This window comes from Kitasatospora sp. MAP5-34 (genome assembly GCF_029894335.1).
Lineage (GTDB): Bacteria > Actinomycetota > Actinomycetes > Streptomycetales > Streptomycetaceae > Kitasatospora.
The window spans coordinates 1-13084 of sequence record NZ_JARXZC010000010.1 but is presented as its reverse complement, the minus strand read 5'-3'; the positions used below and the strand labels follow the sequence as shown (position 1 = coordinate 13084).

At 70.9% G+C, this 13084-nt stretch carries 12 protein-coding genes; 3 read left to right on the top strand and 9 right to left on the bottom strand.

The window, feature by feature from the left end:
• Positions 1–53 precede the first annotated feature (53 nt).
• The gene (locus P3T29_RS11420; RefSeq protein WP_280716240.1) at positions 54–1370 is read right to left on the bottom strand and encodes a helix-turn-helix domain-containing protein; all 1317 of its coding nucleotides are present in this window, start codon (positions 1368–1370) and stop codon (positions 54–56) included.
• Between the two features lie 180 nt (positions 1371–1550).
• On the opposite strand from P3T29_RS11420, the gene P3T29_RS11415 reads away from it, so the two are divergent.
• Positions 1551–2708 carry an acyl-CoA dehydrogenase family protein gene (locus tag P3T29_RS11415; protein ID WP_280716239.1) on the top strand — a complete coding sequence of 386 codons (1158 nt, stop codon included), beginning with the start codon at positions 1551–1553 and terminating at the stop codon, positions 2706–2708.
• Positions 2709–2790: 82 nt separating this feature from the next.
• Here the strand turns inward: P3T29_RS11415 and P3T29_RS11410 are convergent, their stop codons facing one another.
• The 8 genes from P3T29_RS11410 to P3T29_RS11375 form a co-directional block, all read right to left on the bottom strand.
• A complete protein-coding gene (locus P3T29_RS11410) occupies positions 2791–3042 on the bottom strand; it encodes a hypothetical protein (protein WP_280716238.1) in 252 nt (83 codons plus the stop codon).
• 43 nt (positions 3043–3085) lie between these two features.
• Positions 3086–3907: a LuxR family transcriptional regulator gene (locus P3T29_RS11405; RefSeq protein WP_280716237.1), complete on the bottom strand. Its 822-nt coding sequence runs from the start codon at positions 3905–3907 to the stop codon at positions 3086–3088.
• 73 nt (positions 3908–3980) lie between these two features.
• Entirely contained in the window at positions 3981–4985 is a 1005-nt protein-coding gene (locus P3T29_RS11400; RefSeq protein ID WP_280716236.1) for a DMT family transporter, read from the bottom strand.
• Between the two features lie 265 nt (positions 4986–5250).
• Complete coding sequence (locus tag P3T29_RS11395; RefSeq protein ID WP_280716235.1) at positions 5251–7071, bottom strand: FAD-binding protein; 1821 nt, start codon at positions 7069–7071, stop codon at positions 5251–5253.
• A gap of 123 nt (positions 7072–7194) precedes the next feature.
• Positions 7195–7527 carry a hypothetical protein gene (locus P3T29_RS11390; RefSeq protein WP_280716234.1) on the bottom strand — a complete coding sequence of 111 codons (333 nt, stop codon included), beginning with the start codon at positions 7525–7527 and terminating at the stop codon, positions 7195–7197.
• A gap of 13 nt (positions 7528–7540) precedes the next feature.
• Entirely contained in the window at positions 7541–8428 is an 888-nt protein-coding gene (locus P3T29_RS11385) for an aspartate/glutamate racemase family protein (RefSeq protein ID WP_280716233.1), read from the bottom strand.
• Between the two features lie 4 nt (positions 8429–8432).
• Positions 8433–9407, bottom strand: coding sequence for a TauD/TfdA family dioxygenase (locus P3T29_RS11380; RefSeq protein ID WP_280716232.1), 975 nt, complete (start codon positions 9405–9407; stop codon positions 8433–8435).
• A gap of 136 nt (positions 9408–9543) precedes the next feature.
• Positions 9544–10188: a hypothetical protein gene (locus tag P3T29_RS11375; protein ID WP_280716231.1), complete on the bottom strand. Its 645-nt coding sequence runs from the start codon at positions 10186–10188 to the stop codon at positions 9544–9546.
• Positions 10189–10552: 364 nt separating this feature from the next.
• Between P3T29_RS11375 and efeU the strand changes: the two genes are divergently transcribed.
• Both efeU and P3T29_RS11365 read left to right on the top strand, forming a co-directional pair.
• On the top strand, positions 10553–12646 hold the full coding sequence (efeU, locus tag P3T29_RS11370; protein ID WP_280716230.1) for an iron uptake transporter permease EfeU: 2094 nt from the start codon (positions 10553–10555) through the stop codon (positions 12644–12646).
• The coding region (locus P3T29_RS11365) for a Dyp-type peroxidase domain-containing protein (protein ID WP_280716229.1) at positions 12646–13084 on the top strand (439 nt) is incomplete at its 3' end. The genes efeU and P3T29_RS11365, both read left to right, overlap by 1 nt.

Here is a 13084-nt window from a genome sequence, read left to right as displayed (position 1 = left end):
ACCAGCCGGCCGCCGGACCGACAGTCGTAGGCGGTCGTAGGCAGTCGTAACAGTCAGCCGAGGGGCGAGCCGCTGTGGCTCGCCCCTCGGGGCGTTCCGGCGTCCGTGGTGTCCGCCGTCCCGAGCACTGCCCGGCCGAGTGCGATCAGGCACTCGGTGAGCTCGGGCCCGGCCCCGCCCGGGCGGCTCCGCACGCCGTCGTTGACCAGTGCGAACATCGCGTGCACACGGATCCGGGCCTCCGCGTTCTCGTACTCGGGGCGGAGCTGCTGGAGCAGGCCGACCCAGGTCCGCAGGAAGTCCCGGCGGAAGTCGAGGGCCGCCTTGCGGTCGGGCTCGGCCAGCCGGTCGGTCTCGCTGAGCATCGCGCCCAGGTAGTGGACGTTGTGCCCGGCGAAGCCGACGTAGGCGCGCAGCCCGGCGGACAGGGCCCCGGCGGGGGTGGTTCCGGCCCTGATCGCGCCCTCGACCTCGTGCCACAGCCGCTCGCGGCTGCGTACGAGAGCGGCAGCGAGCAGCTCCGACTTGGAGTCGAAGTGCTTGTACACGCTGGGTCCGGCGATCCCGACGGCCGCGCCGAGCTGATCGGTGCTCACGTTGTCGAAACCGCGCTCGTGGAACAGCCGGACGGCTGCCGTCAGCAGCTCCTCGCGACGCGACTCCGTTGCCCCCGCCGCGAGTTGGACGGTCGTCGGGTCGCCGCCCCGGAGATCCCGCCCGTCGGCCGGGAGGTCAGCCGGGAGACCGGCTGCGAGGTCGGCTGGGAGGTCGGCCGACGGGAGCGCCAGGACGTCGGTGCCGAGCTGTCGCAGCAGTCGCTCGAAGCGCCGCCGAGGCGGGGCGAAGGTGTGGTGGGAGAGACTCCCGTACACCGACAGGACCGACCAGCTGAGGAATTCGGCTTCACCGTAGGCGAGTTCGGGCCGGGTCGCGCCCACCACCCGGGCCATCCGCTGGACGTCGGCGCGCAGTGCCCGCCGCAGTTCGGCGCGCTGAGCGGCGGGCAGCAGCCGGGCGTCGCGCTGCCAGAGTGTGCCGAGGGTGCGGTGGTCGACAGCGGCGGCGGCGAGTGCCGCGCAGAGCGCGGCCGGCCCGTCCGCGCCGGCCAGGACCGCCTCGTGCAACGCGGACAGCTCCAGGTCGACCACTCGGCGCAGGAGTTCGGGTTTCCCCCGGAAGTGCCGGTAGAGCGCCGGAGCGGTGATCCCCACCTCGGCGGCGACCTCCGCCATCGAGACCTGGTGGTAGCCGCGCCGGTGGAACAGTTCACCCGCCGCGCCGAGCAGCTGCGCCTTGCGCCCGGGCGGCCGTCGCGCCGTACCCCGCTCGGTCGACACCATCCACCCCCATGCCACCAGCGGTCCGGCCATCAGCCCGGCCAGGGTAGCAAGGATTCACTTAGCGGAAGCCGCAAGACTGGGTCATCCGGAGAAAGGACCGGTTCGGATGCTGGACAGTGCAGGCTACCGGCGATTAACTTGTCGGGCGATCAACGGGAACCGCAGCAACGGGAACCGCGAAGTTCCGGGCACCACGAAGGGAGCGCCACCGTGCGCCGCACCGTGTTCAACGAGGACCACGAGAGCTTCCGGGAGACCATCCGGGCCTTCATCGCCAGGGAGGTCGTCCCGGTCTACGAGTCCTGGGAGACCGAGGGCCACCCGCCGCGCGACTTCTACCGGAAGCTCGGCGAGCTCGGCGTCTACGGCATCGAGGTGCCCGAGGAGTACGGCGGCGCGGGCGAGAGCGGCTTCAAGTACCAGGCGGTGGTGGCCGAGGAGTGCGCCCGCGCGGGCGTCACCTTCGGCTCCTCCGGCGTGCACACCGGCCTGGTCCTGCCGTACATCCTGGAGTACGCCGACGCGGAGCAGAAGCAGCGCTGGCTGCCCGGCTTCGTCTCGGGCGACATCATGACCGCGATCGCGATGACCGAACCCGGTGCCGGCTCCGACCTCGCGGGCATCACCACCACCGCCAGACTCTCCGAGGACGGCACCCACTACGTCCTCAACGGCGCGAAGACCTTCATCACCGGCGGCGTGCTGGCCGACCTGGTGCTCGTGATCTGCCGCACCGCGCCGTACGACCCGGCCGACCGGCGGGCCGGGTTGTCGATCCTCTGCGTGGACACGAAGTCCGAGGGCTACGCCGTGGGCCGCAAGCTGCAGAAGATCGGCCTGCGCACCTCCGACACGGCCGAACTCTCCTTCACCGACGTACGGGTACCGGTCGCGGACCTGCTCGGCGAGGAGGGCAAGGGCTTCTCGTACCTCACCCACAACCTGGTGCAGGAGCGCCTGGCGATCGCGGTGGGCGCGTACGCGTCGGCGGCGGCCGCCGTGCGGTTCGCACTGCAGTACGTGAAGGACCGCAAGGTCTTCGGCCAGGCGGTGGCCGAGTTCCAGAACACCAAGTTCACGCTGGCCGACTGCGAGACCCAGGTGGTGGCTCAGCAGTCCATGGTGGACCGGGCGTTGGAGCTCTACCAGCACGGCGGGCTGACGGTGGCGGACGCGGCGGCGGTCAAGCTGTTCTGCACCGAATCCGCGTCCGTCGTGATCGACAAGTGCCTTCAGCTGCACGGCGGTTACGGCTACATCCTGGAGTACCCGATCGCCCGCCTCTACACCGACAACCGGGTCTTCCGGATCTACGGCGGCACCAGCGAGGTCATGCGGACCATCATCGCCAAGTCCCTGGGCCTGTAGGAACGTCCGCCGGCAGGGGGCTCTGCGAACGTCCGCCGGCAGGGGTACGGCCCGCCCCGCAGGAGAGCGGGGCGGGCCGCAATCAGCGGCCCCGGAAGAGCAGCTCCAGTGCCAGCGCCTTCGCGACGGCCTGGGCGCTGCCGGCCGCCTGCAACCTGCGGGCGGCACCGTTCAGCAGGGCTGTCACGTCCTGCTGCGGGACACCCATGGCGGTGGCGGTCTCCGATGTGCTACGGCCCCTGGCGTACCACTCCAGGGCCTCGGTCTGCTGCGCTGAGAGCAGTGGCTTCCGTCTGGCGGCGAGCGCCAGTGTGAGCAGTGTGGGATGCCGCATGCGGACCTTCCTCTCCTGCCGGGCCCGGAGCCTGGCCCCGGGCTCACGGGGCGGCGAACAGCAGTCGCAGGACCAGGGCCTTGGCGACCGCGTGCGTACGGTTGGAAGCCTGGAGCTTGCGCTTCGCGCCCTCCAGGTGGAACTCGACCCCCTTCTCCGAGATACCGAGCCCGCTGGAGATCTCCCTGGTGGTCTTCCCCCGGGCCGTCCACTCCAGGGCCTCGGTCTCCCGGGGCGAGAGCAGCGACCGCCGCCGGGCCGAGGTGGCCAGCGCCACCTCCACCAGCGGACGGCGCGCCTTCAGGTGGAGGTAGTGCGCCATTAGGTACAGCAGATAGGTGTTGCTGTGCATCAGGCTGACCCGGTGCTCGTCGGGCACCAGGTTGAGGGCCGCCACCTCGCCCTGCGCATGGATCGGTATGGTCATGCCCTGGCCGAGACCGGCGGCCTGCGCCTCCTTGAGGAACTGCCGCTGGCGTTGGCCCAACCCCGGCGACCTGCTCAGCCGCGACCAGCTGAACGGCACCGGGCCGACCAGGCATTCGGCCAGCACCGGGTCGTTCTCCGCGTACCCCTCCTCGGCGTATCTGCGCTGCCAGGACTCGGGAAAGGTCGTGATGACCGGGGAGATCGGCCTGGCCACGGCCATCACGGGGCATCGGATGATCTGGTACGAGAAGTGCCGGACGCCGACCTTCTCGGCCGATACTGCGAACAGCTCCTGGATGGCGCCGATCTGTGCCGTCCAGTCCTGGTCGTCGAGGAAGTCCAGCGTCGGCCGGCAGACCGCCAGCGACTCTCGGATGTCGACGACCGGTTCCTGGTTCGTCATGCGGGACGGCTCGGCCGAGACGGTGACGGTCATCTGTGCGCGCCCCCATGGGCCGGCCGGCCGGAGCCGTGGGCCGGCCGGGACAGGATGGACGTGCGGCGGCTCGTCATCGGCTCACCGCTTCGGCCTTGGCCGACACTGTGGCGGCCGGGCTCGCGGCCGGCTTGGCCGCCGCCGGGCCGGTCAGCGAACTCTGCCGACGGCGCAGGTACATGTTGTTCAGGACCAGGGCGGTGGCGCTGATCAGGGCACCGACGATCTGCATCCCGCCCGGCTTGTGGCCGCCGAACGCCGTGATGGTGAACGCGGTGATCGGGACGACGTCCATGAAGAGCACGCCGTTCAGCGGGCCGATGGCCTTGTTCCCGAGGTTCCAGAACAGGACGCCGCAGAAGCCGGCCGCCAGGCCCATGTAGGCCAGGTGCGGGATGACGGCGACGAGCGAGTCCCCGGTCGGGACCGCGATCAGGCCGGTGCCCAGCAGGATCGCGGTGATGGCGTACGCGCTGGTGAGGCCGAGGCCGGTGGTGACGGTGGTGTACTTCACCGGGGACCAGTGCGGGAAGAACGAGCCACCCATGGTGTAGATCACCCAGCAGAGCGCGCCGAGGATGATCAGGCCGTCGGCCCCGTACTGCTGCGGCCGCTGGATCAGGATGCTCAGGTGACCATTGGTGATCACGAACAGGACGCCGACCAGCGACATCGCGATGAAGACCAGCGCACCCTTGGGCGGCGCGACCTTACGGACCACCCAGTTCGCCAGGAAGCCCAGCAGTGGCTGCAGGACCATCATGATCGACGCGATCAGCGCGCCGTCCTTCCCGACCAGCTTCTGCCCCAGGAAGACCAGGAACTGGAAGCCCGCGAACCCGGAGGTGCCCAGGAACCAGGCCAGCCACAGCCGTTCGCCGCCCAGTCGCAGACTGGCCCGGCCCTCCAGCGCGAGCAGCAGCGGCAGGAAGCAGAGCCCGGCGATGGTGTACCGGATGCAGGTGAAGGTGAACGGGTCGATGTGCTTGAGCGCCCCCGTCATGACGGGGAACATGCCACCCCAGGACGCTGCCGCGATGACGCACAGGAGCACGCCGCGGGAGTACTTCGAGGTCATCTGAAAACTCTCCAAGTGACAGCGGCCGGGGGCCACTGGACGGATAGAAGGGTATGCGCCCCGACCGTGCACGGACGGCTTTAGAGCGCGTTCCCACGCTAGGGGCCGCCACTCGGGCCGGACGCCGTGAACGCGCACGCGCAGTAGGAGATTCACGCGCAGTGCTCGCCCGGGTACAACGAGCACCGCCCGGAGACCTCGGGTCTCCGGGCGGTGCAAGGCCCGGCGGACACCGGGTGACCGGTCGGGGCGCGACCGGCGTCGTTCAGGCGGCCGCCACGGCCGCCGCAGGCTCGGCCACCGGCTGCCGCAGTGCGGCCACCGCGCGGACCAGCCAGGGCACGGCCTGCCGCCAGTCGGCGACCAGGCCGACGTCCGCCGCCTCGAAGACCGGCGCGCCCGGATCGTTGTTGACGGCCAGGATCACGTCCGCGCCACGGGCGCCGGCCAGGTGGTTGAAGCGGCCGCTGGTGCCGATGGCGATGAATAATCTCGGCGCCACACTGCGGCCGGTGATGCCGATCTGACGGGCTCTCGGCTGCCAACCCCGGTCCGTCACCTTGCGGGTGGCGGCCAGCTCGGCTCCCAGCAGGTCGAGCAGCGGGCGCAGCAGCGGATAGTCCTCCGGGGCCACACCCGCGCCCACGGCGACCACGGTCTGTGCCCCGGCCAGCGCGTCCACGTCGTCGTCACGCGTACGCAGCGCGATCACGACCCGCCCGCGCGGCGACACCGTCACCTCGGGGGCCAGCTGCGCCACCGCGTCTCTGGGGGGCGCCGTCCGCAGCACACCGCCACGGACCGTCGCCAGCTGGACCGCCGAGCGGAACCGCACGGCGGCGACCAGCGCGCCGCTGAAGGCCGGCTTCCAACAGACCAACCCGCGTTCGTCGGCTTCCAGTTCGATGGCGTCCCCGGCCAGGCCGGCTCCCAGCCGGGCGGCGGCCCGTGCGGCAACCTCCCGTCCCCACATGGTCGATGGGGCGAGTACCGCCCAGGGGGAGTTCTCCAGGCACCAGTTGGTGAGCGCGGTGGCGACGTCCTCCTCCGCCTCGGCGCCGCAGACCGGTACCACCAGGTCCGCGCCCCATCGGCCCGCCTCGGCGGTGTCCAGCGGTTCGGTGCTGAGTACGACGACTCCGCCGCGCCCGCCGGCCAGCCGGGCAGCCTCGCCCAGCAGGTCCCGGGTGGCGGTGAGCCTGCCTGGTTCGGCCAGCACCACGATCGGGCCGCTCGGGGCCGTGCCGTGACCGCCGGACCGGGCCGGACCAGCCGTCTCGGCGGGCGCCGGTTCGAAGACGTCGTGGCAGGCCAACAGGGCGACCGCCCGCCGGACTTCGTCCTCGTCCCCGCCGTAGCGCAGACCCCAGCGCTCGGCCTCGACCTGCCGGGTCTCCCCCACCGTGGTGGGGCTGGCCTGCTCGCCCCAGGGGCCGGGGCCCAGGTCGGCTGCGGCGAGCCGGAGGATGCGGTCCGCCGGGACTGCGGCCCGGCCCTCGGCGCCGACCTTCGCCGGGTCGATGAGCCGCTCCGCGCAGGTGAGCACGGCGGGCAGGGTCACCCGGGCGTCCAGTCGGCCGTCGTCGTGCTCACAGCTGACCCGGACGGCGTCCGCCTCGAAGCTCAGCTCGCGCACGCCACCGGCCATCGGCCAGTCCAGCAGTTCGGCGAGCTGGGCCGGCATCTGCGCGGTGTCCGCGTCGACCGAGTTCCGTCCGCACAGGACGAGGTCGAACGGGCCCAGTCTGTCCAGCGCCGCCGCCAACGCCCGTGCGGTGGCGAGCGTGTCACTGCCGGCGAAGACCGGGTCGGTGATCAGGACGCCACGGTCGGCGCCCCAGGCCACCGCCTCGCGCAGGCAGTCCTCGGCCGCCGGAGGTCCCAGCGTGAGGACGGTGCTGGTGCCACCGCTCGCCTCCGCCGCGGCGACCCCGGCAGCCACCGCCCGGCGGCAGTACGGGTTCATCTCGTGCTGGACGCCGGAGCGCGACAGACGGTTGTCGGAACCCAGCCGGAGCTCGTCCGGGCGGGGGACCTGTTTGACGAGCACGGCGACCGACAGCGGTCTCGTGGGTGTCGCAGACACGTTACGGCCTCGCATCCTTGAGGGGGACGTCAGTTGGTCAGGCGGCCGGGTCGGGCGGCCCTGGTCGTGCGGCCGGTCATGCGCTTGCCGTACGGCTGGCCCGCAGGCCCGCCGTACGGCTTGTCACGCAGCGCTTCTGGTGTTCCTTCTGATGGCCAGTCGTTCGACAGGACGCCCGTTCTCCAGGTGCTCCGACACGATCTCGCCGAGGTCCTCGCGGTCCTCGTACGTGTACCAGGCGTTGTCCGGGAAGACCCCCAGCACGGGCCCGAGTTGGCAGCGTCCCAGGCACTTGCTCTTGATCACCTGGTACTCGGTACCGGTGTCCGCCCGCTCCGCGAGGAGTTCCGTCAGCTGGTCGGCCGCGCCCGAGGCGTCCAGCCGGAGGCCGCAGGAGGTCGGGGTGACACGTTTGTTGTTGCAGACGAAGATGCGTTTCGTGGCGGCGGCGGTCATGACCGACCTCTTCTCATCCGGTTTGCAGGGACGTGGCGTAGACGTTCGAGCCGAAGGCGAGCGACGGACCGGCCCAGAATCCGTGGCGGGCGAAGACCGGCCCGAGCTCGTCCCGATTGTGACTGCTCGTCAGATTCAGCACCCGCGTCACGTCTTCGCGCGGGGATCGGACCCGCGCCGGCACCTGCGACATGACCTTCCGCGCGACGTCCCGGGCCGGGTCGCTCCACACCCGCGCGTTCGGGAAGGCCGGCTGGAGCTCCTCCAGCAGCCACGGGAAGTGCGTGCAGGCGAGGATCACCCCGTCCACCCCGGCCCGTACCGAGGCCGGGACGACCGCGTCGAGCGCCTCGGTGACCTCGTCTGCCGACACCTGCTGGCCCGCCAGCTTCTTCTCCGCCAGGTGGACCAGCTCCATGGAGCCGATCAACTCGAAGTTGGCGACCCCCTGTTGCTGCTCGATCAGCCGCCGCACCAGCGAGCGGCGGGTCGTGCTGGGGGTGCCGAGCAGAGCGACCGTGCCGCCCCGGACGGCCTGGGCCGTCTGCTCGACGGGCGGAATGACGGGGAAGATCGGCACCCCCGCGCCGAGGTCGTCGAGGCTCGACGCCACCGCCGTGGAGGCCGTGTTGCAGGCGATGACGATCGCGCGGGGGTTGGCGGACTCGGTGATCGCGTGCAGAACCCCGTAGATCCGGGCTCTCAGCGCCAGATCGTTCTTGTCCCCGTACGGGAACCACCCGTTGTCGGCGACGAACAACAGGTCTTCCGAGGGCATCAGTTGGACCAGATGCCGGGCCACGGTGAGGCCGCCGACACCCGAGTCGTAGATCACGACGGGACGGCTGCGCGGGATGGCCACGCCGCGCCCCGGTGGGGACTGCAGGTAGCTGGTGGTCATCGGCTCAGGCCGCGATGGCGCGGGTGACGGTGCTACCCCGCAGTTCACGGGATTTGCGCAGGTCGGTGGCGAAGACCACCCGGGAGAGCCAGCGGGCCTTGCCCGGCGGCAGCGGGTCGAAGGCGTCCCGGGCGTGCGCGCAACGGAAGTTGTCGATGTAGACGAAGTCCCCAGCCTGCAGCACGAGTTGGGCCCGGTTGTCCTCGAAGTGCTGCCGCACCTTCTCCAGCGCCCGCCGGGGCACCCCGTCGTAGTCCTCGACCTTGAGGGTCGCGAAGTTGATCCGGACGTACGGGCGCTCGCGCGGACCGAAGAAGACGCTCAGCTTCTCCTCCGAGATCACCCCGGAGGTCGAGTGGATCGGGTTGTGCCCGATGACGAACTGCGGCTCGAAGAGGGCGTCCAGCTCCTCCTCGGTCAGCTCGACACCGTCGACGTTCGAGATGGTGGTCGCGGCACGCTCGTCGTTGCGCATGCAGGCGAGGCCGATGAACTCCGCGCGGGTCGGGTGGAAGGCATCCTCGATGTGGAAGCCGAAGTCGAACATGGACCCGGAGCTGGAGTTGGCCACGCCGGACAGCGAGGGCATCGGGGTGATCGTGTTGAAGATGCTGCCCTTGCGCTGCGAGGTGAAGCCGACCGGCTCGCCCAGCAGGCTGCCGTAGAGACCGTGCAGGATCTGGGCGTCGTTCAGCCGGTACCCCGGTTCCTCCTCGACGTAGGTCACCGGCGTCGGGCCGGGCCCGTCCCGCAGCACGGGGTTCCCCGTGACGTGCAGCGCCGAGGTGACCTCACAACGGCCGAACGTGTAGAACGCCTCGCGGACGCGACGGGGGAGCTCCTGGGCCAGGACGTGCGAGTGCTCCACGAAGTAGTTCGGGTCGGGCATCCGGTCGTCCGCCATGATGGCGTCCAGGTGCGTGCGGATCTGGCCGGACTCCTCGGCGGTGATGGCGAGTTCCCTGATAACGGTCGACATGTGTCACACCTCTGGCGAAGCGGAGGACGGCGGTCCTCGGGGACGGTGGGGGTAGTCGGCCGACGGCCCGTCCCAGCCCCGGGGGAAGGCTGGACGGACCATCGGCCGACGGGTGAACACGGTGGCGGGGACCAGCTCAGACAGCGTCGTACGCGCCACTCGCGGCGAGCGACGGGACGAGCCGGAAGCTCTCGAAACGGGCCTCGTAGAACGGCGAGACGGCGTCGTCGATCGGGAAGTCGTTGGTGAGCTCGTGGTGCCCGCCCTCGCTGGAGTCCAGGACGATGTGCGTGGTCAGGTAGTGCTTGAACGCGTAGAGGCCGGGGGCCTCCCAGTTCTCCTCGGCAGAGTCCAGGAACCGGGCGAAGATGCCCGCCAGCTCCTCCTCGCGGCTGAAGACCGTCATGGCACGGGTGTGCGGGTCCAGCGCGCGGCAGGCCGCCAGGTAGGTGGCCGCGTGCTCGCCGAGCTCGGCCTCCATCTTCTCCATCACGCCGTGCTTGATGAGGAAGTGGGAGAGGAACTCGTGGTGGTCCTTGGGCTCCTGGAAGTCCTCCAGCGCCAGGTTGGTGGTGTCCAGCTCGCCGAGGATCATCTCCTGCAGGCCGGCGTGGTCCGGGTACATCTTCTGCGACAGGCGCAGGGCCTCGCCGAACTCGACGGCGGCGACCCAGGAGAGGTACCAGACCTGCTGAAGCTCGTGGCTGGTGAGGTTCTCGAAGGGGAGCGCCAGGATGTTCTCGACGTACGTCTTGTACTTGAACTCGCTCTGGACAGTCATCTCTTGTTGACCCCTCACAGGTAGGCAGTCCGCGTTCGGGACGGCTGGGCGGCAGGACCGGATGTCTGTCCGCCGCAGGATTCGCACTGCTGTCTCGCTGTGCGGTCTCCATCTCAGCCGTCCCGCCGGTTACCGACAATCTCTGAATTCCCCCCTGTCGTAGGCCCCCTGGGCTTTCTCCCAGATGGTGCCGGGGCGAACCGGCGAGGAAGGTCGTGGAGCAGGATGCCGAACTCCTGTTCCCCGTGCGCCCCTACAGGTGTTCGTGTCCCGGCCGCGACCTGCCCGACCTACCCGACCCGAACAGCCGGGACGGTCCGCACCAGCCCAGCCGGCCACCCGGCGCAGACCCAGGAGGACTTCCATGTGGAGCACGGCTTTTCCGAGTTTCCTGATCGGGCTGAGAGAGGGGCTCGAAGCGGGGCTCGTCGTCTCCATCCTGGTCGCCACCGTGGTGCGCTCGGGCCAGCAGGCCAAGCTGCGCCAGGTCTGGATCGGCGTACTGGCCGCGGCCGCACTGGCCCTGAGCTTCGGCGCGGTCCTCACCTTCACCACCGCCAACCTCTCCACCTCCGCCCAGGAGGTCTTCGGCGGGACGCTGAGCGTGGTGGCGGTCGGCTTCGTCACCGTGATGATCTTCTGGATGCGCCGCTCGGCCCGCGGCCTCTCCGGCGACCTGCGGGCACAGGTCACCACCGCCATGGAGCTGAGCGCGGGCGCGCTGATCACCACCGCCTTCCTGGCCGTCGGCCGCGAGGGCCTGGAGAGCGCGCTCTTCCTCTGGAGCAACATGCAGGCCGCCGGCCAGACGGCCGGTCCGGCGGTGGGCGCGGCAGCGGGCCTGCTGCTCTCGACCGTCGCGTGCTGGGCCCTGTACCGCCGGGTACTGAAGATCAACCTGGCCGCGTTCTTCACCCGCACCGGCGTGCTGCTCGTCGTCATCGCCGCAGGCGTCCTCGCGTACGGGCTGCGCGACCTGCAGGAGGGCGGCGTACTGCCCGGCAACTCGGCTCTCGCCGTGCACCTGGGCGCCGGCCGGGACGCCGGTTCCTGGTACGGCACCCTGCTCCAGGGCGTCTTCAACCTCTCGCCGCAGATGACCTGGCTGCAGGTCGTCTGCTACCTCGGCTACCTGGCGGTGGTGATGTCGTTCTTCCTCCGCCGCCCCGGGATGCCCCGGCCCGGCCGGTTGCTGTTCAGCCTCATCAGCCGGAGCGGCGGGTCCGCGAGCCCGGCCTCCCCACCCACCACGGACCCCGCCACGGCGGAGGCCGCCCCCGGCAAGCCGCAGCGCCGACCCGGCTGGGCGGTCCCGGTGGCACTGGTCGCCGTTCCCGGCCTCCTCGCCTGCACAGCGATCGTGGCCGGCGGGGGAAAGCCGGCCGCCACCGCGACCGTGACCGTCTCGGACGCGAAGGACCGGTGCGGGAGGGGTTTCAGCACCCCGCAGCCCGGCCAGCAGACGTTCCAGCTGCACAACGCGGGTGGCCGGACCTCCGAGGTGTACCTGATCGATCCGACGACGAACGCGGTCTACGGTGAGATCGAGGGTCTCGCCCCCGGGACGACCCGGCCGCTGACCGCGACGATCGGCAAGGGCGACTACGCCTGGCGGTGCGTACCCGCCGACGGCACGCCGGTCACCTCGGCCGCCGTACACGTCACGGGCGCCCGGGACGCGAAAGCCGTCATCCCGGTGTCGGAGGACGACCTGAAGGCGCCGCTGGACTCCTACCGGACGTTCGTCCAGGCGGGTCTGGCCACCCTGTCGACGCAGACCCACAAGCTCCAGGCGGATCTGCACGACGGCAACCTGGACGCCGCCCGGGCGGACTGGCTGACCGCGCACCTCCAGTACTCCGCGCTGGGCGCCGCCTACGGCACCTTCGCGGACTTCGACCAGAAGATCAACGGCCGGGCCGACGGCCTGCCCGGCGGCGTGACCGACCAGGACTTCAGCGGCTTCCACCGCCTGGAGTACGGCCTGTGGCACCAGCAGAGCGCCGCCGACCTGACCCCCGTCGCCGACCAACTGGCCTCGGACGTGGACGGGCTCGCCAAGGCCTTCCCGACCCAGCAGTTCGACGCCGCCGACCTGCCGCTGCGGACCCACGAAATCCTGGAGAACACCCTCCAGTTCGAGCTCACCGGCGACACCGACCAGGGCAGCGGCACCAACCTGGCCACCACCCAGGCCAACCTGGCCGGAACCCAGGAACTCCTGAGCGTCCTGGCGCCGCTGATCGAGCAGCGCAGCCCCCGGACGCTGACCACCGTGAACGCCGGTCTCAAGCACCTCAGTGACCTGCTGACGGCTACTCACCGGGCGGACGGCAGCTGGACTCCCGTGCAGCAGCTCGACCCCCGGACCCGGATGCGGCTCAACGGCGCCACCGGCCAGCTCCTCGAAGACCTCGCCCCGATCCCCGACCTTCTTGAGATCCGGAAGTCCGCCTGATGACTACCCAGAACGAGAAAAACGTGACCACCGGCTCCTGCCCCTTCCCCCACCAGTCCGTGGCCGCTGCACAGCCCCCGCAGGAGCCTGCGGCCACGGGCTGTCCGGCCGGACCGGCGCGCCGCAGCTTCCTCGGCGCGGCGCTGGGAGTCGGCGCGACCTCGGCCGCACTGGCCGGCGGTGCCCTCACCCTGATCGGCGCGGGCCGGTCCGAGGCGGCCGACGCGGGCGGGGTGAACGCGGCCGTGCCGTTCCACGGCGAACACCAGGCCGGCATCCTCACCCCGCAACCCGCTGCGGCCGCCTTCGTCTCCTTCGACGTGGTCGCCCAGGACCGCAAGGCCCTCGAGGAGCTGTTCCACACCCTGACCGAGCGGATCAGGTTCCTCACCGCCGGCGGCACCCCGCTGAGCCTGGGCGTGGGCGCGCCGCCGTCCG